The 23,913-nt window shown below is 41.7% G+C and carries 21 protein-coding genes, 2 tRNA genes, 1 pseudogene and 1 other annotated feature; of the genes and pseudogenes, 4 read left to right on the top strand and 20 right to left on the bottom strand.

The window, feature by feature from the left end; translation table 11 throughout:
* The 4 genes from BM294_RS10140 to BM294_RS10125 all read right to left on the bottom strand — a co-directional run bounded on the left by BM294_RS10140 (window position 1) and on the right by BM294_RS10125 (window position 5,164).
* Window positions 1-372 carry a hypothetical protein gene (locus BM294_RS10140; RefSeq protein ID WP_091207754.1) on the bottom strand — a complete coding sequence of 124 codons (372 nt, stop codon included), beginning with the start codon at window positions 370-372 and terminating at the stop codon, window positions 1-3.
* Window positions 365-2,821 (bottom strand): dynamin family protein, encoded by a 2,457-nt coding sequence (locus tag BM294_RS10135; protein ID WP_091207751.1) that lies wholly within the window; start codon window positions 2,819-2,821, stop codon window positions 365-367. Before BM294_RS10135 ends, BM294_RS10140 begins: the two co-directional genes overlap by 8 nt.
* Window positions 2,822-2,999: 178 nt before the next feature.
* Complete coding sequence (locus BM294_RS10130) at window positions 3,000-4,148, bottom strand: tetratricopeptide repeat protein (RefSeq protein ID WP_091207748.1); 1,149 nt, start codon at window positions 4,146-4,148, stop codon at window positions 3,000-3,002.
* Window positions 4,149-4,210: 62 nt separating this feature from the next.
* Entirely contained in the window at window positions 4,211-5,164 is a 954-nt protein-coding gene (locus BM294_RS10125; RefSeq protein WP_091207747.1) for a helix-turn-helix transcriptional regulator, read from the bottom strand.
* 460 nt (window positions 5,165-5,624) lie between these two features.
* On the opposite strand from BM294_RS10125, the gene BM294_RS10120 reads away from it, so the two are divergent.
* Window positions 5,625-6,488: a hypothetical protein gene (locus BM294_RS10120; RefSeq protein ID WP_091207744.1), complete on the top strand. Its 864-nt coding sequence runs from the start codon at window positions 5,625-5,627 to the stop codon at window positions 6,486-6,488.
* 62 nt (window positions 6,489-6,550) lie between these two features.
* Here the strand turns inward: BM294_RS10120 and BM294_RS10115 are convergent, their stop codons facing one another.
* The 16 genes from BM294_RS10115 to BM294_RS10040 all read right to left on the bottom strand — a co-directional run bounded on the left by BM294_RS10115 (window position 6,551) and on the right by BM294_RS10040 (window position 20,462).
* Complete coding sequence (locus BM294_RS10115) at window positions 6,551-7,075, bottom strand: cysteine hydrolase family protein (RefSeq protein WP_091207742.1); 525 nt, start codon at window positions 7,073-7,075, stop codon at window positions 6,551-6,553.
* A gap of 232 nt (window positions 7,076-7,307) precedes the next feature.
* Window positions 7,308-7,574, bottom strand: a complete 267-nt coding sequence (locus BM294_RS10110) for a helix-turn-helix domain-containing protein (protein WP_091207739.1) — start codon at window positions 7,572-7,574, stop codon at window positions 7,308-7,310.
* Between the two features lie 245 nt (window positions 7,575-7,819).
* On the bottom strand, window positions 7,820-8,827 hold the full coding sequence (gene asnA, locus BM294_RS10105) for an aspartate--ammonia ligase (protein WP_091207737.1): 1,008 nt from the start codon (window positions 8,825-8,827) through the stop codon (window positions 7,820-7,822).
* A gap of 181 nt (window positions 8,828-9,008) precedes the next feature.
* The gene (locus tag BM294_RS16560) at window positions 9,009-9,953 is read right to left on the bottom strand and encodes a DUF4186 domain-containing protein (RefSeq protein ID WP_139225873.1); all 945 of its coding nucleotides are present in this window, start codon (window positions 9,951-9,953) and stop codon (window positions 9,009-9,011) included.
* A 158-nt stretch (window positions 9,954-10,111) separates the two neighbouring features.
* Entirely contained in the window at window positions 10,112-10,759 is a 648-nt protein-coding gene (locus BM294_RS10095; protein WP_175494629.1) for an RluA family pseudouridine synthase, read from the bottom strand.
* Between the two features lie 37 nt (window positions 10,760-10,796).
* Window positions 10,797-11,006: a hypothetical protein gene (locus tag BM294_RS10090; RefSeq protein ID WP_091207732.1), complete on the bottom strand. Its 210-nt coding sequence runs from the start codon at window positions 11,004-11,006 to the stop codon at window positions 10,797-10,799.
* A 54-nt stretch (window positions 11,007-11,060) separates the two neighbouring features.
* Window positions 11,061-11,936 (bottom strand): peptidoglycan editing factor PgeF, encoded by an 876-nt coding sequence (pgeF, locus tag BM294_RS10085; RefSeq protein WP_091207730.1) that lies wholly within the window; start codon window positions 11,934-11,936, stop codon window positions 11,061-11,063.
* Between the two features lie 200 nt (window positions 11,937-12,136).
* A tRNA-Glu gene (locus tag BM294_RS10080) sits at window positions 12,137-12,208 on the bottom strand.
* Between the two features lie 21 nt (window positions 12,209-12,229).
* Window positions 12,230-12,301 (bottom strand) — tRNA-Glu (locus BM294_RS10075).
* Window positions 12,302-12,654: 353 nt separating this feature from the next.
* Complete coding sequence (gene aroA / locus BM294_RS10070; protein WP_091207727.1) at window positions 12,655-13,980, bottom strand: 3-phosphoshikimate 1-carboxyvinyltransferase; 1,326 nt, start codon at window positions 13,978-13,980, stop codon at window positions 12,655-12,657.
* A complete protein-coding gene (locus tag BM294_RS10065; protein WP_091207726.1) occupies window positions 13,980-14,618 on the bottom strand; it encodes a cytidylate kinase-like family protein in 639 nt (212 codons plus the stop codon). The genes aroA and BM294_RS10065 overlap by 1 nt, the downstream gene beginning before the upstream one ends.
* 299 nt (window positions 14,619-14,917) lie before the next feature.
* Complete coding sequence (locus BM294_RS10060; protein WP_091207724.1) at window positions 14,918-15,733, bottom strand: ABC transporter ATP-binding protein; 816 nt, start codon at window positions 15,731-15,733, stop codon at window positions 14,918-14,920.
* An 80-nt stretch (window positions 15,734-15,813) separates the two neighbouring features.
* Window positions 15,814-16,767 carry an ABC transporter permease gene (locus tag BM294_RS10055; RefSeq protein WP_091207721.1) on the bottom strand — a complete coding sequence of 318 codons (954 nt, stop codon included), beginning with the start codon at window positions 16,765-16,767 and terminating at the stop codon, window positions 15,814-15,816.
* A 20-nt stretch (window positions 16,768-16,787) separates the two neighbouring features.
* Window positions 16,788-17,888: an ABC transporter substrate-binding protein gene (locus BM294_RS10050; RefSeq protein WP_091207719.1), complete on the bottom strand. Its 1,101-nt coding sequence runs from the start codon at window positions 17,886-17,888 to the stop codon at window positions 16,788-16,790.
* Between the two features lie 273 nt (window positions 17,889-18,161).
* Window positions 18,162-18,418, bottom strand: a binding site (T-box leader).
* Between the two features lie 71 nt (window positions 18,419-18,489).
* Complete coding sequence (locus tag BM294_RS10045) at window positions 18,490-19,371, bottom strand: hypothetical protein (protein ID WP_091207716.1); 882 nt, start codon at window positions 19,369-19,371, stop codon at window positions 18,490-18,492.
* 59 nt (window positions 19,372-19,430) lie between these two features.
* Window positions 19,431-20,462: a sugar kinase gene (locus tag BM294_RS10040; RefSeq protein WP_091207714.1), complete on the bottom strand. Its 1,032-nt coding sequence runs from the start codon at window positions 20,460-20,462 to the stop codon at window positions 19,431-19,433.
* A gap of 274 nt (window positions 20,463-20,736) precedes the next feature.
* Between BM294_RS10040 and BM294_RS10035 the strand changes: the two genes are divergently transcribed.
* The 3 genes and pseudogenes from BM294_RS10035 to BM294_RS10025 all read left to right on the top strand — a co-directional run.
* Window positions 20,737-21,765, top strand: a complete 1,029-nt coding sequence (locus BM294_RS10035; protein WP_091207711.1) for a LacI family DNA-binding transcriptional regulator — start codon at window positions 20,737-20,739, stop codon at window positions 21,763-21,765.
* 171 nt (window positions 21,766-21,936) lie between these two features.
* Complete coding sequence (gene uxaC / locus BM294_RS10030; RefSeq protein ID WP_091207709.1) at window positions 21,937-23,352, top strand: glucuronate isomerase; 1,416 nt, start codon at window positions 21,937-21,939, stop codon at window positions 23,350-23,352.
* Between the two features lie 363 nt (window positions 23,353-23,715).
* Window positions 23,716-23,913 (top strand): annotated as a pseudogene (locus tag BM294_RS10025) (transposase); the annotation flags it as partial.

The raw sequence follows: 23,913 nt of genomic DNA, 5'->3' as shown, positions 1-23,913 counted from the left end.
TCACCCGTTAATTAATGATTTGATTACTATTCCAAGAATAATCAAAGATATACACACGACAGCGACCTTAAGAACAGTGTCTCTAATCTTTACAGCTCTACTTACCTTTGCGTAAAAAAGTAAGTATTCCTTACTGACACTTCCTGTACTCATGCCATTCATGAGATAGTTTACATATCCCTTTGACCAACCCCACCATTTTTTCTTTTCAAACGAGCTGTTTAATGGAATCTGTTCTTTTTTTACTAATTCATCTGCTAATTCCACAAGAGACTGCTCACTAATTCTGGAAGCACGAATGTCATACATCACTTTACTAAGCCCGTCATAAAGATCGCCCGTTGAAAAATACTTATCATAAATATTACTCATTGATGCCCCTCCAAATTCTTTCCTCTAAAGTTGCAATTTTCTCCTTTGCCAAATTCAAACATCTAAGAGCATCAGCCTGCTCTCTTACTGCTTGATAAGCTTCCTCCTGTGTGTGTTCCAATGTTTCAGATACCCTAAATATATTCTCAATAAACTGCTGAGCCATCTCTTCAGCCTTCTTTTGAGCAACAGAATCAATTTCTTTTAGATAAGCTTTATGCTGTCTGCCAGTAATTGCCAGGAATTCTCCAAACACCTCTTCTTTATACTTGCCTTTATCAGTTGTTGTGAAAATCCATAGTGCCTTTTCTGAATTAATATAATCGCTCATTCTTATTGACGATATTGAAGAAGTAGGAATTGTCGTATCGCCTATTTTCAATATCTTACTAATAATACTGTTATCAATCTCTTTGTATTCGGCAATTTTAGATTCTATTTTTTTCTTTAATACCTTCATTTGTTGCTGCAGGATAGTGGCTCGCTTTTCAAGATAAAATGCATCAACCTCATGAATGTAGTCATTTAGGTTTTCCATAATCGCCTTGTTTTTTTCACCTATCTTTTCAGGTTTCAAAACAATCCTTGGCAGTTTATTTATCTGCCGCTCTGCCTTTGTGCTTGCATTGGTCACTTTGGTTTGTATAAGACTAATCTCAGCAGGCATTATTTCCGGCTTCTTTGCCTTTATATCCTTCTTAAAATCTTCGGTGCACTGATTAATATCTGCTATCATATCAGTTTTCAGTTTTGCAACTAAAGCTAGCAGATCTTCCTTTTCAAGTCTCTTTGCCTCTTCAATAACCTGACACTCATCCTCTACGCCATCCATCATATATAAAACTGCATCGTATAACCCTTTTGCTTTTACTGCTAGTGCATATTTTTCAGCATATTTTATTATCTCGCGCTCAACCGCATACATGCCAGAAGCAATATAAAGCTGATCACTAACTTGATCCGATCCGCTCTGTTCAAACTGAGCGTCCGATAGTTCTATAACTTCCTGCGTATCAAATTCAGCATCAGCCATGTGGTTGTTTCTGTAGTATTTACGCTTAATTACCTTGTCTGCGCTGTCTTCAATAAACTCCTCATCATCCAAATCACAGATTCCCTTTTTCTGAGCCCTTGCACAGTACGCTGCCTTTGACGAAACGTAAAACACTCTCTTGTCTTGAAGATCATACTCAAATTCATTTTCCTCTGATTCGTCAATAACATCCTGAACATTCTTTGACAAGCGAATGGGTTTGCTAAGAGCATCTCTCAATTCTGTAGTGCCATATCTGTCTACTTGATTTACAATATGCAATGATCTCGAAAGATCTATGGTAACACCATCCTCATTACTTGAATCTGCTTGTGACTTGAGCATAAGATCATACAAAACAGAGTTTCCCTTACCATCCATTTTCACCGGCTCATACATCACAATCAAAACAGAATTCGTTTGTTGAGCCAATGCATCTTTGAGAATACGTAAATGCTCGCTAGAGTTGCTATCTGTTCCTGGAGTGTCATAGAAGGTAAAGTTTATATCAGACTGTATATCCATTGGATATCTGACATCTATCATGCCTTCCACAAAACACACCCCATCCTCACAGGGGCTATTGGGCATCTCATTAATTGCATTTAAGAGAGACCTCATCTGCTCGTGACGTGGCTTTCCCGCATTCTTCTGACAAACCTTATCAATCTGTCCTTTTAATCCATCATTAATATTTGTAGTAAACTGAAACTTATTAAGATCATCCGACCACAACAAAGATGCCACACTTCCGGCATCATTATTCGTCTTTACCAAAAAATTAACTGTAGGTAATTCTGCGTGCTTTATTCTAAACATTTTAGCCGTTTCAGGCCTAATCTTCTCGGGAAGGATTTTAGCTCCTATGATGGCATTTATAAACGTGGATTTGCCTGAGCTATATGTACCTACAAAGCAAAGATTAACATTATCTTGTTCAATATCCGTAACCTTATCATCGAGCTTCTGTTTTCGTGCTCTAAAAATATCCTTTGTAGATCCTTCAGACAATTCGCTTTCAAAAAGTTCTACGGTATCACCTGCAACACTCTTTATTTCATCATAAATAGCTCCGACGTCCGGAAGCTCAATAAACTCCCCTAGGTTCAATTTCACTTCGGACCCCTCTCTTTCCTGATGCCTATTATAATTGGCAACCATTTTCTGAAAATCTTCGTAATCAATCTTTGTACCTTTAAACACTATTTCTGTATTCTGTAAACCCAGAAAAGCTTCTTGTAAATTATCAAAAAATGAATATCCCTGATCTTGTAAAAGAAATTCTCCATTCTCAGGTGAATACTCTTCTAATGCAGGACTATCCGTATACTTAACCTCATTAAAACTGCCATTATCATCAGTTAAGAAATGTATTTCCTTTTTTACAGGATGGTACTTAATCATTATCTTGTGCATATGTAATTCCTCCAAAGGCTGTATATCAATGCAAATTAAAAATGACAGATTGTAACTGTATGATATGAGTGTAACAAGTCAATCTTCTACTTGGAAGATTGACTCCATGTATGATGAACCTGTAAGAATATAGTGAGATGCTTTTCTATCTCGATTTTTTACCTCAACGATAGCATAATTATTCGATTTTGAATTTTTTCAAAAAATCATGTAAATTATTAAGGTATTCATGAGCTTCTTGAGATCCTCTTTTTTTAGCTTCTTCATAAAAGTAAATCATTTCTTGCCCTCTAGTAGATTGCAAAATGTTTTTATAACTATCTATTGATCCATATGCTTTACCTGAATTGAAACTTCCATATGATGACAGTAAGATTCCGCCAATAACCAGAGGCGCAGATACAAAAAGTCCGATCAAAGCCATACTTATACCTGTTGCTTTTTGTATTCTTCCATTATTTTTTGTTTGAATAATCTTGTCTCTCCAATCTTCTGGAGTAAGTAGATAGTTATACATATTTGCTATCTCACATAACTCGTTTCCATCAGAATCTTCATCATCGCAGTAATTATTTCCTGCTTTATGCAGCCAATAAAAGGCTTTTTCTTCATCAGATTCAAGGTAAAAACGACCCAAATTTGACTGTGCAGGACCGAAGTCTTGTTCGGCAGATTTTTGAAACCAATATAAGGCCTGACTGTTATTTTTAGGAACAACTATTCCCTCAGCATAATAAATCCCTAATGTGTTTTGAGCCGGTGAAAAATCTTGTTCGGCTGATTTTTTATACAAAATTAAAGCCTTGTTTTTATCTTCCGGAATTACTATTCCTTCAGCATAATAATTCCCCATTACCCACTGTGCAGGAGAATAACCTTGTTCGGCAGATTTTTGAAACCAGTAAAATGCCTTATCATTATCTTTAGGAATTGATATACCATTCTTATAAAAATATCCCACGTTATATTGTGCAATAGGATAACCCTGTTCGGCAGATTTTTGAAACCAGTATAAAGCCCGACTTTTATCCGATCCATACTCATAAAGATATCCTAATGCACATTGCGCAGGAGCATAACCTTGTTCAGCTGATTGTTTATACAAATTGAATATTTGATTTAAATCACTTTTTGATGGATTATCATCATCTTGTAATAAACTCTCTTTTATTTCAGCGTATTTATATTGTCCTTCAGCATCTCCGGTTTCAGCTAAACTTAAATACAGCTTCATCGCTGTATCTAAATCACCTATGTTTTCGGCTTTTTTTGCATCGCTTAGTATTTCTTCTTTTGAGTATAAGTCACCAGTAATCTTTTGAGCCATTTTGCATCCTCCTTTAGAACTATGTAAAAGTAAGTATTGTAATCATAAAACCCTCTTTTTTATTAGGTGAGTACCTTCACACTCTCTCCCTGACTTCTCAGCCACATATCTATCCCATCACCAAACACTTCCGCCTGTATCACATACTTGCCATCATTTTCGCTGAGTATTTTTGCTGTCGGAAGTCTGTCCAGTACTGCTTCAACAGAGTATCCGGTATATTCAAACTTTACTCTCCGGAGTTTTCCACCGAACATAAACTGAATTCGTTTCCGGAACTCTCCTTCTTCAAATCTGTCTCTATACGGGATTGAGAAGTGTTCGGTAGTTATCTTCAGGTCCTTGATCCTGTCGATACGATATATAGTAGGGTTTATATCATCAGGGTTAGTGGATTGTGTTTCGTAGTTTACATTTTCAAGAATCGCTATCAGATAGAAATAGTATTCCGAAAACATTATCGCCAAAGGTTTCACTGTACGTTCGTGTCCGGTCTTTCCCCGGATACCTTTATAAAAGAACCGGAGTTTTAATCCGTCTCTTATGGCAGTTCCGATGGACCACATCTTATCGAGGAAATAACTGTTATGCATGGGTGGGATGTAGTGGTAGATTTCATTGGCAATAAGGTCGGTAACCATTTTCTGACTCTCCTTCGGTACACAGCAGTCCAACAGCTTATCAAGGATGGTTTTCATGTCGTCTTTTCGAAAGGCCCTGCTATCAAGGAGAATCTTGCATATAGCCAGAACCTCATCGTTTGAAAACTTCATCCTGTTGATATGTTCTAAACGGTATCCGCGGTCTTTGTAATCATAGATAAGGTCGTTGTGTATATCATTGCTGATGAATCTGTTATCAAGGAACTGTCGTATGTCTTCAAGGTCACGTTGTATGGTCTTTTCATTTACATTGAACTTCTCTGCAAGTTCTTTTTTCTTTAGTACATTGCCGTTTAAGAGCTCCGAATAGATGAATAAAACACGGTTGCTCTTGTTCTGATCATTTTCATACATATAGCATTCTCTTATAATGAATTGTTTAAGTGATTCTATAAGTAGTATACTGACCGGGTTGGTCACGATATGTCCAAGTAAATGTGGTATGTATAAAATATCTGTAAACTTATAAGGGTATAGAACTATACCAATACGGTATATATTTCGACCGGTTTTCCGGTAATATAAAAAGACATTGCTAAGGACTGATAAATCTGAATATAATGAGCCATCTAAGGTATATAGTCTGAATTTCGACTATATGATTTCCGGTTAAAATCTGATATCATCAGTAGAGATTGAATTTGCAAATTTCCTGATCTGAAAATTTCTAAAAACAACAATTCTTAAAAAATCAGAAAAATCGAAGCTGTTTCAATAGCGAGATCTACGCTTATTGTTTCCCATAACAAATGATGGTAATATGAAGGTGATTGAGCGTTAATCACTTATAATTACCATAGAAAGAAAAATAATTATGAGTGAATACGAAAAGACCCAATGGCATCCGCCATTTTGTGCTGCCATAAAGCTGGAGCTTAAAGCCAACAAAAAAGATTTAAGCTTTGATTCTGAACGCACGCTTAACACAAAGCCCATACAGATGGATCTGTTGGTGATAAAAAAGCAAAAAGACGTTAAAATCAAGAATGAAATAGGCAAGATCTTCCTGCAGCACAATATTTTTGAATACAAGTCACCTGAAGATGAACTTGGTATAGATGAATATTTTAAGACTTTAGCCTATGCATGCTTGTATAAAGCCAATGCTGAGAATGAAGATGCTATCCGATCATCGGAAATAACCATCTCTCTTATCCGGGAGGGAATAACCAGAACATTGATCAACTGGTTTAAGAACAACAGTTGCGTTGTTGCCGAAGAATATCCAGGGATATTTTACATATCCGGGGAAAAAGTGCTTTTTCCTACTCAGCTGATCATATCATCAAGATTGAGAGTCGATGAGCATCAATGGTTAAGGGCCCTGACCCGGAAGATGGATGAAACGACAGCTAAAAGCCTGGTTTCGTCTGCTAAAGTCCTGACTGAAAAAGATGATAGAGATAATGCTGATTCAGTGTTACATCTTGCAATGATAGAAAACGAGGCGATTTTTAACAAATTGAAGGAGGTACCGGAAATGAATGAAGCTCTAATAAAACTCATGAAGCCCGAGCTTGATGCTGCAACAGATAATGCGAGAAAAGAAGGTGCTACGGAATTAGCTACGGTAGTAAAGCTGTTAAAATCCGGTTCCATGGTTCAGACACTGCTTGATAAAGGATATAATCCGGATATCGTTAAATCCGCCAATGAGCTGTTGGCTGAAATATCATAGGATATAAAATAAGCGTTCAAGTCAGTTGTAGACTTGAACGCTTATTATATATATATTTTTTTTTAAGATCTCACAAAAATCTGGCAGGATCGCATTGTTTCAAGGGCGGCCTCATGCTTTTCCGGAGTCACGCCGGCGCAGCACTTAGGATCAACAGAGATTGGAACTTCGGGCATAGAGGCTTTCAGGAGCAAAGCATTGGATACTACACAAATATCTGTGCAGAGGCCAATGAGCTCTATCTCAATATTTTCCTTTTCGCTGATTGTCTTGATGGTGTCCGCCAAAACCGTAGAACCGAATGTCGGCTTATTGATAAATGTTGCACCTTCAACCACCTCTTCCACTCTTGAATCAAGCTGCCATCCATCCGTACCTTCTACACAGTGCACAATCGGAAGATTTTTGCCTTCCTGAGTCTCCATATAGTCAGACTGATGGGTGTCACGGGTGACAAAAACATCCTTTATGTTATAGGATTTGATCTTTTTCACAACAGCCGGAACGATGGCTACTGCCTCTTTTGAGCCAAGTGCTCCGTCAACAAAATCCTTTTGCATGTCCACCACAACAAGTATTTTTCTCATATCGCCCTCCTGTAATTAGCATAATCCACGTATAAGTATTTCATGTATACCTATGATGGGTGTATATAATGTGACTCCTTTGTTTATTTATATCATGATGAAAGGAAAAAAGTACCAAAGCATGTGCTTTCACTTTGATTTGAGATTTTATAATCCGCCCGTCATATCATGCTTTTTAAATACTCCACCTTATTATTGTAAAGTTTTAGCAAAAAATCTTTACGTTCTGTATTTAAGAAGCTGCTTTCATCAGTTCATTCTGTTTTGCATTTTTTGATTTGCTTTCTGTGGAAACTAAAAGGAAAATCATTTCATCTTCTATACTTCTGAATATAGTCTGTTCCAATAACCTGAGAGCATAGGTCGGTGGAGTGCGATAAGAACTGCTGTCTTTTGATGACTCCCACTGCTTCACCGTTTGCAAAGGAATATGATATATTTCGGCGAATCTTGCCTGAGTAAGTCCGGTCAAGGCACGTAATTCTTTTATGCTTTTCATCGCAATCAACTCCTTGATGAGTATTCAATGTATACTTAAAATATAAAATCCCCAGGTGATTTATGCAACTAATATTTTGTGTAGAGCACTTATAAAAACATTTAATATGAAATTCTGTAGAAGGTAATAAAATAAGCGTTCAAGCCACTTATCAATGACTTGAACGCTCTGTTAAATTTCGAATCAGTTCTAAGTATCTCTAACGATACCCGAAGGCTTGATCATATGGCTATAGAAAACTCACATCAAAGTAATGTGATGTTGTGCTTTGCACACTCGTCGATCATATCCTGTGGCCAGATACTTGCCTGAACCTCGCCGATGTGTGCTCTGTCAAGAAGAAGCATGCAGAGACGTGACTGTCCGATACCACCACCGATGGTGTATGGAAGCTCTTTATTGAGAAGCATCTTGTGGTAAGGAAGCTCTGCTCTCTCTTCACAGCCTGCCTTCTTGAGCTGCTCTGCAAGTGAATCCTCATCTACACGGATACCCATGGAGCTTACTTCGAGAGCGCAGTTAAGTGTTGGATACCAGAAAAGGATATCACCGTTCAGCTGCCAGTCGTCATAGTCCGGAGCTCTTCCGTCGTGAGGCTCTCCGTTTGAAAGCTTCTCACCGATTCTTGAGATGAATACACAGCCGTGCTCCTTTGTAATAGCGTTCTCACGCTCCTTTGGAGTCTTGTCAGGGTACATCTGGAGAAGAGTCTCTGAATCAATGAAATATATGTCATCAGGAAGCTTGTTAACAGCATTTGGATACTTGTACCATACCTCATGCTCCATATGTTTGATGATACGGAAAATCATGCGTACGGTGCCTTCCAGAGTGTTCATGTTGCGGTCTGCCTTATCGATGACCATCTCCCAGTCCCACTGATCAACATAGCAGCTGTGAAGGTTATCAAGCTCCTCATCGCGGCGGATAGCATTCATGTTAGTGTAAAGACCTTCGCCCGGCTTGAAACCGTAGCGCTTAAGAGCCATACGCTTCCACTTGGCAAGTGAATGAACAACTTCTACTGTCTCACCCGGCCACCATGGTACATCAAAGCTTACCGGACGCTCATATCCATTGAGATTATCATTGAGACCGCTGCTCTTCGGTACGAAAAGTGGTGCAGAAATACGGCTCAAATTCATCTCACGGCCGAATTCTTTCTGGAATGTATCGCGAATGTACTTGATGGCTTCCTGTGTTTCGCGAACAGAAAGTCGTGGATCATAGTCCTTAGGAAAAATAAGTCCCATAGTTGCCTCCCTATATTTTTATACTTTAAAGCATTATCTTAGCAATATCTAAAACACACCGCAAGTATTTCCACTTAAAAAAGGAATGTTATGACGTGAGTGTCAAAAGTATTTGCCTCTCACTGATTAGCGACAACGCACACATTCGTGTGCATAGAGCAGGAATCCTTACATCAAAAAATTATTTCATCTCATTCTTGATCCATGACATGAGGATTTTAACTATATACTGTTGTTCGCCTTCTGTCAGTGGTCTGTGTTCAGGGACATGGTGCCATTTGTGGAGACAGCCACGGCAGCAACAGGCGGTTGCATGCTGGGCGATAAATACGGGGTGTCCCTTCATGGGTGTCTGCTTCCCGTCATTCCCTGGTTCAGCCGGTGCCAGTCTTTCGGAAATGAAATCAAAGGCATGCTGCCTTATGACATCTTCGCCGTGTGAGAGATAGTAGTTTTTTTCCTGTTCACGCAAGTGAAAGCTTGAGCGGAATTTACTATGGCTTATGCGGACAAAGAGTTCGTCAATGTATCTGTCCTCAGGTTCGATCTCAATTTTGTAATTGATGCCCGGGATGGAAATACTGCCGTCCTCGTTCATATCACCGGAACATGAATCTTTATCAGACATTGATCCGAAGTTTTCATCTAAAACCACAGAGGATAAAGGCATCTCACCTGATTCGGGGAGGTCATCGTCTTCCTGAAAGGTTGGTGGATTCAATGCCTTAGACACCGGGAAGTAATGAACGTTGGCCTTTGCAGCCTGAGATTCACGGAATTTTTCGCTGATGTGAAAATCACGGCCCCGCATACGGAAGTTTGCTCCGGTTGACGTGAAATAAAAAGGGATGTCACGAAGGATACACTGGCGTCTTAAGTCAAGTACCCAGTCAAAGTCAAGAACAGAGCCGTCTTCGGCATTATCACCTGAACAGCTGAGGTATGAAATGTTTTTACAGCTTAAGAATGAAGTGATATCTGTTTTTTCGATCAATGGTTCCGCGATAAGTGCAATACCATCAGGAATCTTTTCGGAATTCAGCTGATTGAGCTCTGCAAGCTTCTCTTCTGCTTCTTTTTGGGTTGAAAAACTAATGGATAATGAAGCTTTTAACGGTATATCCATTTGATGCCTCCGTAGATGTGTTTTTAAGCGGGTATTCAGCAGTACAACTGTGTGAATGCTGAGCTTTTTACGTGAGCATAAAAGTATTAATACTCACGTAAATATATAAAGCTATTATCCGGTCATGCTTTGTCCGGATAATATATGGAATAAAAGAGTCACTGTATCCGGTTGAAAAGAGTCCATGGTTCTTCAGCCGGAGGAACGGCTGTGAAAGAAACCACTGCTTTCGCTGTCTGATCATAGAAACTGAGGCGTTGACAGAAAAGGCAGAGGTTTTTTGTTTTGATCCTTGAACCGTACTTTCCGTCACCCAATAGAGGCATCTTTCTGGATGCAAACTGACAGCGAATCTGGTGAAAACGGCCTGTGTGAAGCTTTACTTCTGCAATGGATATAACCTGAGACTCAAACTCTGTAGTATCCAAAACTTTATAGTCAAGGATCGCTTCCTTCACGCCTTTCCGCATACGTTTCACAGGAAAAGCTTTCTGCTTTATCTTATCCTTATATAGAAGGTCTCTGAAACTTCCGGTGTCCTCTTCAGGCTTTCCTGCCACTATGGCCAGATAGGTTTTCTGTATGGTTTCATCCTGTATCTGACGGGTTAGATCTGCAGCGGCAGCCTTATTTCTTCCATATACGAGAAGACCTGAAGCTGTCTTATCAAGTCTGTGTACACAAAAAAAGTCAGCGGCTTCCCCACCAAGTGACTCTGCTATGAGTTTAGGAACGTCTTTCTCAGAGTCCTCTCCGGGAGCTTTGTTTATTACGATGTAATTTTCGGTTTCATGTATGATTTCCAAATGAGATGCCTCCGAAAAGCTTTGGATTAGTGATATATCACTTTAGATCCTTTACGGTACGACTCTTGCAGTTCCCGGTCTTTGATTCGTTGCAGTAACGTGACATACGGCAGGCAGTGCAACGTGACTTGATGATGGTCTCCTGCTCCTCGGGAGTGAGTTTATCCATGCGTACGCCGTTCTTGAAAATGAAAACTGTTCCGACAGCTAAAAATATAATGATACCGATTGCGATAGGTAAATTCATAGTTATAACTCCTTGTTTATGTGAACATGATTCTAACACGAAATATTAAGCCGGTCAAAAATTAAGCATTATGAAAGCTCCGTTGTTTCCGCGCTGTCCCTTTGTGAACCTGTGGCTGAAAAGGAGTTCAGGATTACAGTTTGTGCAGATATCTGTTAGGCTAATGTTTTCGGTCTTTACACCTGCATCTTCCAGAACGACTTTATTTGCTGCCCAAAGGTCAAGGTGGAACTTATGCTCGCCATCAGAATTAAACCCGTCGTCCACCATGATATCTTCCTCATGTCCCGGAAATTCTTTTTTGAATTGCAAAGCTACATCTTCTGATACCTCGTAACATTTTCGACAGATGCTTGGGCCTATCGCGCAAAGTATGTCCTTAGGATCTGTTCCATAGATTTCCTTCATCTTTTCTATGGTGACCTTTCCCATGCGGTTCACTGTTCCTCTCCAGCCTGAGTGACTGGCTCCGATGGCTTTGTGAACAGGATCAACAAAAAGAAGTGGTACGCAGTCTGCGGCAAAGACGCCAAGGACAAGCCCCGGAATATTGGTAATCAGACCGTCGACATCAGTATAGTCTCTTTCTCTTGTGAATCCTTTTCCGCCATCCTCTTCTGTCACCACTCTTACATTGACAGTGTGAGTCTGGTATGGAAGAACAATCTTTTCATCAGGTACCCCGAAAAGAACAGCATATCTATGGAAGTTTTCGTATGCATCCTTAGGATCATCACCTCTTGTGAAGCTCAGGTTCATGGTTGACCATATCCCTTTGCTGGCGCCACCTATCCTGGTGGAGAATGCATGAGTAGCGATACCTGTCTTTTCTATAGCCGGAAACTGAAGATACTGAAGCAGACTTCCGTCTTCGTTAATATGGTTTTTAAGTTCTAATGTGCCGGCATCACCGTAGTGCTTTATTTTCATTAAACCTGCCTCCCGTGGAAACACTGATATATACAGGGAGAAAATGCCATTCGAATGTGCACCGTTAGCACGGTTCGTGGGTATTTTCGTTTGATTTCGTCTATAGCTGAAACCAGCCTCGCTGGCTGGGCGGTATCAGTATTTCCGTAGAAAATACTGATATATGCAAAAAACTTCAGGTCAAACGACCTGAAGCTTAGTGACGGATCCGGGAATCGAACCCGGGATTCAGCCGTGAGAGGGCTGCGTCTTAACCGCTTGACCAATCCGCCATATTAAATTAAGTTTTCAAATGACGGATCCGGGAATCGAACCCGGGATTCAGCCGTGAGAGGGCTGCGTCTTAACCGCTTGACCAATCCGCCATTTGTTTTGCCGCTTTATGCGACTTGAATAATTTATCAGAGAGCCGCAAGAATGTCAACATCATTTTGATATTACATTTAGTTATCATATAAAGTAAAGATATAATGTAATACTCACTCTTCTTACAAAGAATCAACCTCCCCGTATATATGAGCTATATGCAGAGAGGTTAATTGAGATATTTCAACGTCGATTTTCATACTCACAGCATTATCAAAAAGCAATTTTACTTTATCTTAAAGTATGAAATACGTATTCATCGCACTATTTATATGACGTGATTGTAAAAGTATTGCCACTCACTGATTAGCACCAGTGTACACATTCGTGTGTAATGTGTTGTGATCAGGAATCAAAGTTTCCCAAGATCCTCGTAGAATGTAGGGTAAGAGATATTGATACAATCTGCATCCTTAAGAGTAACTTCTGTATTTTCTGATCCTGCCAGTGCCAGAACCGCAAATGTCATGGCTATACGGTGATCCTTATGAGTATCGATCTCGCCGGATATAAGAGTGAGTCCACTGCCCTGCCCTTCGATGATCATACCGTCTTCAGTTTCGGTTGCTTTTACGCCGACTTTTTCCAGACCGTCAACCATGACAGCTATACGGTTTGATTCCTTAACCTTAAGTTCGGCTGCATCCTTGATACGAGTCTCTCCGGAAGCACCTGCTGCCACTGCAGCTATCACAGGTAGTTCGTCTATAAGTCTCGGAATAAGTGAACCGCCGATCTCTGTGCCGTGTAGTCCGTCGGTGTATCGTACATGAATGTCCGCAACATCCTCGGAACCTGAAAGACGTTTGTTTTCAAGTGTTATGTCAGCACCCATACTGAGATATGCTTCGATGATTCCGTCTCTTGTAGGGTTGATACCTACATTTCTTATAACTACATCAGATCCCGGAACCAGAAGAGCTGCCGAGATAAAGTATGCGGCAGAAGAAATGTCTCCGGGAACTTCCAGAACATCCCCGGGAGCCACCAGCCTGTCACAGTGTTCAATGCTTATCGCTGCTCTTCCATCGGGAAGTTTACGGGTAGAGACATTGGCACCCAGTGCAGTAAGCATTCTTTCACTGTGGTCACGCGACAATGTTGGTTCGATGACTGTAGTTGTTCCATCAGCATACAGACCAGCGAAAAGAATGGCTGACTTCACTTGAGCACTTGCCACCGGTGATTCATAGGTGATACCGTGAAGTTCCTTTCCGTGAATGTGCAAAGGCGCGCAGTCATTGCCGCGAACTGAAGTGATTTCGGCCCCCATTTCGCCGAGGGGTTTCATGATACGCTTCATGGGGCGCTTCTGTATGCTTTCATCACCTGTGAGCTCTGAATCGAAATTCTGAGCGGAAAGAATGCCGGATATAAGTCTCGTTGTGGTGCCGGAATTACCGCAGTCCAGAGTGCCGTTATAGGCATTAAGTCCATGGAGACCTTTTCCGTGTATGGTCACTTCTGTCTCATCAACGCTTAGCTCTATCTCGATTCCGAGGTTTCTGAAGCATTCGATAGTTGAAAGGCAGTCCGCTCCGTTCAGGAAGCCTTTAACATGCGTGGTTCCTTCGGAAAGTGCCCCCAGCATAACTGAGCGGTGGGAAATGCTTTTGTCTCCGGGAACGGTGAGCTCCCCGCGGAGTGGTCTTGCGATGCCATTTACAGTTTTGTTCATCAGTCGATAAATCCCTTCATACGTAAGTAGTCTTTCATGAGTCGTTCCATGTCGTCATATTCGATGCGTGAAGCATTGATCATGAGATCGTAGCAATCCGGATCCATCCAGTCATGAGCAGTATAGTACTTATGATACTTTTTACGCTCGTTGTTGATCTTCTTGATACGTTTTACAGCCTCGTCCCTGTCGATCTTGTCGTAGTCCATGGCACGCTTTATACGTGTTTCCTCATCGGCATAAACAAAGAAATCGACATGGTCTTCCATTTTTGCTTCTGACAGAATGAAATTACTGCAGCGACCGGCGATGATACAGGTCTCGTTTTCTGCGATTTCTCTGATGACTTCGGCCTGGAATCTGAAAAGATTTTCCGGAGAAACGATGTTCTCATCAAGCTTCGGGCTTGAGATGTCAGGTGTCAGATGGGATACGATTTTGTAGAGAATGTTATTGCCGGCTTTTTCATCAGCCAGACGGAAATACTGTTCACCTATGGCTGCACGCTCTGATGTGAGCTTCAGAATATCATTGTCATAAAAGTGAATGCCCAGGTCCTCAGCAAGACGCTTGCCCACTACACGTCCGCCTGAACCATACTGTCTGTCGATAGTGATGACAAAATGTTTTTTGATCATAACTGCCTCCTGAGTTTCCTATAGACATGGCGATTATAATAGAAACCTGCCATGCTGAAGGATGATTTATACTGTTATGTCGAGTTCCTTCGGCATAATGAATTACGATCTTGTATTTTCACTATAAGCACAAGTTTCATTGAGTTTATGAAACTGAACTAATGCGGTGGAATAATTTTTTTCTATATAGAATTATACAAAAACAGAAGTCCCATTACAACAAAACGGGACTTCTGCACTAAGCTATTTTTTGATGTGAGTGTCAAAAGTATTTGCCACTCACTGATTATGCGCAGGATTTATACCCCTTCCTTCGTCGAAAGAAGAATTCTGTCGTTATTGAGACCCTTTCCGGCTCTCTCTTCAAATTTGTCCAGGAGATCCTGAATGGTCATGTGTGAACGTTCCTCACCTTTGACATCAAAGACAATGTTTCCATTGTTCATCATAAGAGTGCGGTTTCCAAGTTCCAGGGCCTGATTCATATTGTGAGTAACCATGAGACAGGTGATGTGATTCTTTGAAACAATCTTCTTTGTTAGATCAAGAACCTTGGCAGCTGTTGAAGGATCAAGAGCTGCTGTGTGCTCATCGAGAAGCAGGAGCTTCGGCGTTACCATAGTTGCCATGAGAAGTGTCAGAGCCTGTCTTTGACCTCCGGAAAGAAGTCCTACAGGGTGATTCATTCTGTCTTCAAGTCCCATATCGAGAAGTGAAAGCTGTTCTCTGAACTTGTCTCTTTCAGCTTTTGAAACATGACTGAAAAGACCTCTTTTATGCTCACTTGCTCTCAGGTATGCAACAGACAGGTTTTCTTCTATGGTCATATGAGGTGCGGTTCCCATGAGAGGATCCTGAAAGAGACGACCTATGTAGCGGCTGCGAGCGTGCTCCGGAGTGAAAGTGATATCACTTCCATCCAGTTCGATGAAGCCGGAATCTGTATAGAAAGAACCGGCTATAGCATTGAACAGGGTTGATTTTCCGGCACCGTTTGAGCCGATGATGGTGGCGAAATCTCCGTCCTCAAGATCGAGGCAAAGGTCTGTCAGAGCTTTTTTTTCATTAACTGTTCCTGTGTTAAAGGTTTTAAATATGTGTTCGATCTTAAGCATTTGCTCTGCCTCCTGATAAAGTGCTCAAATTGTTTACAGAGCAGGTATGTCTGTTTTGGGAGATGAAGGTGTGTGCAATATCAGGCATTTGCCTTACCTCCTCTCAGGGCTTTTCTTTCCTGCATGGCACTGAGCTGTTTTTGCTTAAACTCGATGAGCTGTTTTGCGCGTGGTGCTGCGATGGCGATGGCAACGATAACTGCTGATACAAGTTTAAATGCCTCGGTAGGAACATTAAGACGAAGTGCGATGGAAATGATGAATCTGTAAAAGCATGAACCGATGACCATGCCGAAGATTCTGAACATCATCTTTTTCTTACCGCAGAGAGTCTCACCTATCACAAGAGATGCCAGCGCGATGGTAACCATACCTGTTCCGAGATTAATGTCACAGGTTTTGTTGTACTGACCTATGAGACAGCCTGCGAGACCGGTAAGTGAATTGGAAAAACAAAGTCCTACTGTGGTCGTGAATATAGGGTTGATGGAAGAAGCTCTGACCATGGCAGGGCTGTCTCCTGTCGCACGGATGGATAGACCAAGAGTTGTTCCAAGGAACCACTTGATGATGGCACAAATGATTACAACTATGACTGCCAAAAGGATAAGAGCTGACCAGTCCTTCCAGAAGCTTGAATCACTCAATCCTTTGAAAAGAGAAAAGATGGTATTGGTGCCAAAGATAGAGACATTGGAACTGAATCCCATGACGGCGAGATTCACTGTATACAGGCCGGTATTTACAATGATTCCGGCGAGAATGCTTTCCACTCCAAACTTCGTCTGGAGAAGTGCTGTTACAAATCCGGAACAAATACCCGCAAGCATGGCGGCAGGTATGGCAAGGAACGGGTGCCCTGCGATGGTGATGATGGCACCCACGGCGCAGCCCAGAGTATAGCAACCATCAGTTGAAAGATCGCAGATATTAAGAATCGAATAACTGATGAACAGTGAAAGTGCAACAAGTGAATATATGAGTCCCACCTCAAGTGCGGTGCGGATTATGCCTGCTGTTAAGAAGCCAGTCAATGGAATTTCCTCCTGAAAATTTACTTTGAGAATTCTTTCTCAGTCTTTGTTTCAACGATCTGTGTGCAGAGAGGCTCAATGGCTTTCTTCACATCATCAAGGCTGAGACCGAGAACTTCGCAGGTATCTGTATTGATGGTGGCGATACCGTTGTCAAATGTCTGCACGGATGTTGTAGAAACGTCCTTGCCGTTTACAAGTATGTCAGCAACCATGTCTGCTGTAGCAACACCGAGATATGAATAATCAACGCCATAGCCCATAAATGCACCGTTAAGAGCAAAGCTGTCAGCGCCTGCGTAGTGTGCTATCTTTGCATCCTGGAACTTCTCGTAGATTCCAAGTTCAGCCTGCTGGATAGTATTGTCTGTAGGTGTGAATACCGCATCAACACCCTCTGCAACAAGTGCATCAGCTGCTGCCTGAACTTCATCAGTTTTTGTACCGGTCTTTTCGATGTACTTGATACCCTTATCATCAAGATACTTCTTGGCATCAGCGATAGGCTGCTTAGAAGAATCCTCTGAATTTGAGTAAAGGAGACCGACATAGTCTGTGTCAGGATTTACTGCAAACATGAGATCCATGATGGCATTTGTATTGAGGGCATCTGAGGTTCCGGTAATGTTGGCACCCGGAGTCTCCATTGAAGAAACAAGATTTGCAGAAACCGGATCTGAAACTGCAGAGAATACAACAGGGATGGCCTTATCTTCTACTGCGGCCTGAACAACCTGTGCAGCCGGTGTTGCGATAGGGATGATAACATCTACTTCGTCAGATATAAGCTCGCTTGCAATCTGATTGAGAACTGTTGCATCGCCCTGTCCGTTGAATGTGTAGTCTGAATAGTTGAAGTTGACATTCATATCAGCTGAAAGTCTATCGAGCTCAGAAGCAACATTATCCTTTATCTGATTGAGTGACGGATGATCCATGAAAAGGACGATACCGACTTTATACTCTTTCCTGTCTGTGGAATCTGCAGCGGATTTCTCTGTTGAAGCTGCTGTAGTTTCAGCGGCTGCTGTTGTGGATGCAGGTGCTGAACTTCCGCCGCAAGCCATAAGTGATGCTGCCATAAAAGTTGCCATAGATGCTGCGATTAACTGTTTCTTCATTTGTTTTTCCTCCAATTATGTTACGTCAATTTGTAATGATTCGTTTTTACTGGAGCCATGTGATACTGAATTGGTATAAGTCCTGCGGAATGCTTCGTTTTTGCGCAACTCTCGCAATCCTGACAGGAATTTTGAATCCGCGCTATCGTGCTTATTCTCGATTTCTGTTGTCGTATCAGATGTCTGTAAATACTTGCAAGCCGGCTTGCAGTATTTACAGACATCTGATACAGGACTTATACACAAAAAAGCCTCATGTCAGGATTGCTCCCGACATGAGGCGAATATATAAATCCGTGGTACCACTCATATTACCTTCATAAAAAAGGTCACTCTTCACATACCAGCATATGTGCTGCCTGATAACGGTGCAGAACCCGTTGCCGCATACTTGACTTCGATAATAAACGATAATGTCTTTCTGAGCACCCTCCAGAGGCCATTCACTTATCCGCACATACTGCAATCCCACCACCTGCAGCTCTCTGGAACGATAAAGATAAACTACTTCTCTCTGTCATCGGTTTTTGTTATTAATTTAAAGGTACTTTAGCACGTTAAATCGATTGTGTCAACACCGGACTGAATATTTTTGCTTGAATCAGGACTCCTTTGTAAATGTAATCCACTCTCCGTCCTGATTCAACATCAGGTTATCGCCCTCGATGGTGTATTCAATCTTGTCACCGCCGGAAGTAGGGATGAACTCACTGCTTCCCCAGAGAACCTCTATATCATCCTGTATGCTGAGGATTCCTGTGTGATCCTCGTTGAGTGTTACAGAGTACTCGCAAGACACCTTATTTCCATCAAGTTCGTCCTCATAAGTCATGGTGTATTTGCCGGGCACGTATTCATACATGGTCTGTGGCTTGAAGTCATCATAGGATATGGAGTTGATGATGTCAGAGATATAATCGCTTACAGATGTATCCTCACCTTTCTCGACATGAGTTGTAATATCAAAAAGAAGGACACCTCCGTTATACTCTCCGGCGATGACTGTTTCGTTAAGACCTGAACCGGTATCTGTGCCATCGAGCGTGCGCCAGTAACCCCATTTATCGGAAGTTCCGGGGAAGAAACTTTCAAATATTGATACTTTATCAGGATCTCCCCAGGATTCTGTGATTTCTCCGAGAACTTCTTCGGGCTGCTTGTCCTTGATATAGCTTATCTCCACAAGATCAGATCCTGAGGATTCTCCGGTATAGACAAAGTTTGTGAGGCCATTTCCCTCGTTTACGGTGAAGTGATCCTTGTCATACTTTACTGACCAGCCGTCCTTACTTTCATAAACAACTAAAGATGACTCTGTTTCCTTCACAGCTGCTGTTGTCTCAGCTGCAGTAGTTTCTGCATTTTCAGATTCCGCTTTGGCTACTGTGGTTGCTTCCGGTGTTTGTGAACTTCCGCATGAGCATAATGCCAATGCAGTCAATGCCAATGCAGTTCCTGTAACTATTCTCTTTTTGATTTTCATACTTGTCCCCCTCTGACAATGTTTTATAAAATTCTGCTAATCATTTATGAGCAAATGAATCATCTGTTCATCTCACTGTGGAAACCTGTTGAGTAGTGATCCTCGATTACGGCATCTATCTCCTTCAGATTGCTCTGAGGAAGATCACCGGGAATAGTGTTCTTCATGGCAGATGTGGCATTACCATACTTCACTGCTTCCTGTACGTTGCCGCCTGAACTGATAAGTCCGTAAAGTGCGCCTGATATATATGAATCTCCGGAACCGATTCTGTCTACTACATCGATATTCTCGTATGGCGGCTCCTCGAAGAACATATCTTTCTCAGCATCATAAGCGAGAGAACCAAAGTCATGACATTTAGGACTGTGAACTGTTCTCTGAGTAGCAAAGACAGCCTTTATCGGATAGTCCTTTGTGAAACTTCTGATCATGTCGTGACATGAGCCTGTCTTATTGAATGTGAGCTGAGCTGTAGACTCAGAGCAGAAGAAAACATCTACATAAGGAAGTATCTCTTCTATCGTTTCTCTTGCTTCATCACCTGTCCAGAGATTTCCACGGAAATTTACATCAAATGATATAAGTGTACCGTTCTCCTTGAATTTCTTTATGGCTTCTATTGAAGTCTTTCGTATCTCCGGTGAAAGCGCCAGCGTGATGCCTGATGTATGGAAACATTTGGTATTCTTATAAACTTCCGGATTTATCTCGTCAGGTGTAATGGAAAAGAAGCTGGAATTACGTCTGTCATAGATGACCTGAGGTTTACGAGGGTAAGCTCCGTACTCATAGAAGTAGACGGCTACTCTTGCTTCCGGTGAATTGTCATAGATGAAAAAGTCATCAGAAACGCCATAGCTTCTGATGGTTCCTTTCATGAACTGACCGAGATCATGAGAAGGCAGCTTGGAGATGATGCCTGTGTGGAGTCCGAGAAGTGATGCTCCGACGGCAACATTAAGCTCTGCACCGCCTACATTTTTCTCAAATATATCACTTCTTGCTATACGTTCATTGCCGGGAGGTGATAGTCTCAGCATGAGCTGTCCCATGGTAACAAGGTCAAAAGAACGATTTGGAAAATTCATGATTCTGCTCCTCTTTTGTTTGAAAAACTCTTTTTTCAAAATTTCGCTAATGCATTGATTTTATAACACGAGTTGGTTATAATCAAGTCAAATGTAAGCGGTTACAGCGTGAGGATCCACATTAAGCGGATTTCGTAGCGATATGGCAGTTTTTCTTTGGAAAACTGTTTTGCGAATCAAAATTCACACCGGCTATCAGAACCGGCGTGAACCGGGCGGAACGCATGTGGGTACAGTCAGGTAAGCCACGTAACATAAAAAGGATTTAAATAAAATGAATATTTACGACATTTCAAAGGCAGCGGGTGTTTCTATCGCCTCTGTCTCACGCGTTATAAACGGCGCGGACAATGTTTCTGAAAAGACAAGAAAGAAAGTCATGGACGTTATTGATGAGTACGGTTATACGCCAAATGCATATGCCAGAGGTCTTGGCCGTGGTTCCATGAAGACCATCGGCATCATGTGCTCAGACTCATCAGATATTTACCTTGCCAATGCCATCTACTATCTTGAGACGGAACTCAGAAAGAATGGCTACAACTCTATTCTCTGCTGTACAGGTTATGATCTCGAGACAAAAAAGCAGAGCTTTGAACTTCTCAAGTCAAGACAGGTGGATGCATTTATTCTGGCCGGTTCAAAGTATGTAGAGCCGAATCCTGCGGATGATCAGTACATCATTGACGGGGCGAAGGAACATCCTGTCATGCTTGTTAACGGATTTATCGAGGGTGACAATGTTTACTCTATCATCAGTGATGATAAAGGCGGCATGAAGGATGCATTTATACAGCTTCATGAGTCCGGAGCCCAAAAGATCATATATGTATATTCCAGTGACAGTTTTTCGGGGCGTCAGAAGATCGAAGGCATCAGAGCCGGAGCTAAAAAGTGCGGCATTCCGGAGGAAAACCTTCGCATAGTCAAGGGAAAGAAGGACTATTCCGATATTGCGGATCTTCTTCAGAAGGAATATGAAAAGGAACCATTTGATTCCATCATCGCATCATCTGACACATCAGGCGTCGGTGCGGTTAAATTTGCCACCCGTCAGGGCCTTAATATCCCTGAGGATATACAGATAGTCAGCTACAATAACTCCAAGCTTGCAGAAGCTTCCACACCGGAGCTTACAAGTGTGGATGCGAAGCTTCAGGAGCTTTGTTCAAAGACATGTAAGTCTCTTATGAAACTTTTGAATCCGCCAATGGATGAAAATGGAGAAGCAGTACCTGTTTCTTTACCCGGCAAGACTGTGGTAAAGACTCATCTCGTAAAGAGACAGACAACAAGATTTTGATATCGGGTAACCGGTTCAAATATAAAGATGCGATTTTCATGAATCAGTTAGGTTTTAGGTTTTGTGATTTCAATGAGCTTGCATCGCCCAAATTTAATAATAGACACACGGCGTCAGCTAATGTGAACATAAAAACATTAGCCGGCGCAAAAAGTATGGAGGTAATTCAAAATGAAACCATTTATGGACAAGGACTTTCTGCTTTCAACAGATGTAGCAAAGCAGCTTTATCACGATTATGCTGAGAATGCTCCTATTCTCGACTATCACTGTCATATCAACCCACAGGAGATTGCTGAGGATCGTCAGTTCGATAACATTTTCCAGGTATGGCTTGGCGGTGACCACTACAAGTGGAGACAGATGAGAACAAACGGTGTTCCTGAGGAGTATATCACAGGTGACAAGTCAGATCGTGAGAAGTTCCAGAAGTGGGCAGAGACTATGCCAAAGCTTATCGGAAATCCGCTTTATCACTGGTCTCATCTTGAACTCCGCAAGTATTTCGGATATCAGGGCTACCTTAACGGGGATACAGCTGAAGAGGTTTGGAATCTCTGTAATGAGAAGCTTCATGATAAGTCCATGTCTGTAAGAAACATTATCAAGGCTTCAAATGTTACCCTTATCTGCACAACAGATGACCCTATCGATACACTTGAGTGGCATCAGAAGATAAAGGATGATCCTACATTCGATGTTCAGGTTCTTCCTGCATGGAGACCTGACAAGGTTACAAATATCGAGAAGCCTGAGTTCCCTTCATACATGAAGAAGCTTTCTGAGAGATCAGGTATAGAGGTTAAGGATTTCGCATCACTTAAGGAGGCTCTCAAGAATCGTCTTGATTTCTTCCAGTCTATGGGCTGCAAGGTTACAGACCACGCTCTTCGCTATGTTATGTATGCTCCTGCTACAGATGCTGAAGTTGATGAGATTGTAAAGAAGGGACTTAAGGGCGAGAAGCTTACAGATCTTGAGTGCGCAAAGTACAGAACAGCTGAGATGCAGTTCCTTGCAAAGGAGTACAACAAGAGAGATCTCGTATTCCAGATTCATTTCGGATGCATCCGTGATAACAATGCTGATATGTATGGAAAGCTTGGCGCTGATACAGGTTTTGATGCGGTTGACAACTATGCTCCTGCTGACCAGCTTGCAGCATTCTTCAATGCTCTTTCTGCTACCGACGAAATTCCTAAGACCATTCTTTACTCACTGAATCCTTGTGACAACACAACCATCAATACTATCACAGGATGCTTCTGCAAGGCACCTGTACAGAACCGTATCACTCAGGGTGCTGCATGGTGGTTCAATGATCACAAGCAGGGCATGACAGATCAGCTCATCAACTATGCTAACCTGTCAACACTTGGAAACTTCAACGGAATGCTTACTGACTCACGTTCATTCCTCTCCTACACACGTCACGACTACTTCCGTCGTATCCTTTGCGAGCTCGTAGGTGGTTGGGTTGAGAACGGCGAGTATCCATACGACAAGAAGGCTCTTTGCGACATCATCAAGGGCATATCTTACAACAATGCTGCAAGATATTTCGGATTTGATCTTGAGCAGTGCTAAGAGCTTAGGATAGATAATATGATGTACAGCACAAACGCACATATTCGTGTGCAATGAGAAGGAATCCTTACAGATTCCTTTGAAGCGCTCAAAGCCGCGTGGCTCCTTCGATTAAAAATCGAAGGCAGATGTGCTGCTGAACATTCAAACTTGGGTCCTTTTGCTGTGCAAAACGACTACTTTATTCGTGTTCGGGCGGGTCATAAAGTCTCAAATCAACGTGCAAGCACGTGATTTCGTACTTTTGATCCTTACATCATATGATGAGTCGCCCGACAAATGGGGCGCTAGAACCTTAAAAACCTAATACATTACCTTTTCTAAATAGTATAATAGAGATAGGATCTGTTGGAGGTATAGTTTATGTCATTTGCAACAAATTCATCTCAGCAAATCAGCTTGTTTGATTCTACTTCTAATTTAACCCAAAGAGAAGTAAAAATGCTTGAAAAATCATGGGCTAAATTTTTTTCTGAAAATATTTTTCCAGCTATAGATGAAGAGCCTTTCCGAGTATTGTACAGTGATCAGCCTTCACGCCGTAACACTCCGATTAACGTA

Origin of the sequence: Oribacterium sp. WCC10, from assembly GCF_900113415.1 — a bacterium.
Taxonomy (GTDB): Bacteria; Bacillota; Clostridia; order Lachnospirales; family Lachnospiraceae; genus Oribacterium.
This window is presented reverse-complemented; position numbering and strand designations above follow the sequence as displayed.

Bases quoted from the DNA above. Each gene is read 5' to 3' on its own strand.
- uxaC (WP_091207709.1), top strand. From the start codon at position 21,937: ATGAAACCATTTATGGACAAGGACTTTCTGCTTTCAACAGATGTAGCA.
- BM294_RS10065 (WP_091207726.1), bottom strand. From the start codon at position 14,618: ATGATCAAAAAACATTTTGTCATCACTATCGACAGACAGTATGGTTCA.
- BM294_RS10045 (WP_091207716.1), bottom strand. From the start codon at position 19,371: ATGAAAATCAAAAAGAGAATAGTTACAGGAACTGCATTGGCATTGACT.
- BM294_RS10040 (WP_091207714.1), bottom strand. From the start codon at position 20,462: ATGAATTTTCCAAATCGTTCTTTTGACCTTGTTACCATGGGACAGCTC.
- BM294_RS16560 (WP_139225873.1), bottom strand. From the start codon at position 9,953: ATGGATATACCGTTAAAAGCTTCATTATCCATTAGTTTTTCAACCCAA.
- BM294_RS10135 (WP_091207751.1), bottom strand. From the start codon at position 2,821: ATGCACAAGATAATGATTAAGTACCATCCTGTAAAAAAGGAAATACAT.
- BM294_RS10035 (WP_091207711.1), top strand. From the start codon at position 20,737: ATGAATATTTACGACATTTCAAAGGCAGCGGGTGTTTCTATCGCCTCT.
- BM294_RS10120 (WP_091207744.1), top strand. From the start codon at position 5,625: ATGAGTGAATACGAAAAGACCCAATGGCATCCGCCATTTTGTGCTGCC.
- BM294_RS10090 (WP_091207732.1), bottom strand. From the start codon at position 11,006: ATGAATTTACCTATCGCAATCGGTATCATTATATTTTTAGCTGTCGGA.
- BM294_RS10050 (WP_091207719.1), bottom strand. From the start codon at position 17,888: ATGAAGAAACAGTTAATCGCAGCATCTATGGCAACTTTTATGGCAGCA.
- BM294_RS10140 (WP_091207754.1), bottom strand. From the start codon at position 372: ATGAGTAATATTTATGATAAGTATTTTTCAACGGGCGATCTTTATGAC.
- asnA (WP_091207737.1), bottom strand. From the start codon at position 8,827: ATGGGACTTATTTTTCCTAAGGACTATGATCCACGACTTTCTGTTCGC.
- BM294_RS10130 (WP_091207748.1), bottom strand. From the start codon at position 4,148: ATGGCTCAAAAGATTACTGGTGACTTATACTCAAAAGAAGAAATACTA.
- BM294_RS10115 (WP_091207742.1), bottom strand. From the start codon at position 7,075: ATGAGAAAAATACTTGTTGTGGTGGACATGCAAAAGGATTTTGTTGAC.
- BM294_RS10060 (WP_091207724.1), bottom strand. From the start codon at position 15,733: ATGCTTAAGATCGAACACATATTTAAAACCTTTAACACAGGAACAGTT.
- BM294_RS10110 (WP_091207739.1), bottom strand. From the start codon at position 7,574: ATGAAAAGCATAAAAGAATTACGTGCCTTGACCGGACTTACTCAGGCA.
- BM294_RS10125 (WP_091207747.1), bottom strand. From the start codon at position 5,164: ATGTATGAAAATGATCAGAACAAGAGCAACCGTGTTTTATTCATCTAT.
- pgeF (WP_091207730.1), bottom strand. From the start codon at position 11,936: ATGAAAATAAAGCACTACGGTGATGCCGGCACATTAGAACTTAAAAAC.
- aroA (WP_091207727.1), bottom strand. From the start codon at position 13,980: ATGAACAAAACTGTAAATGGCATCGCAAGACCACTCCGCGGGGAGCTC.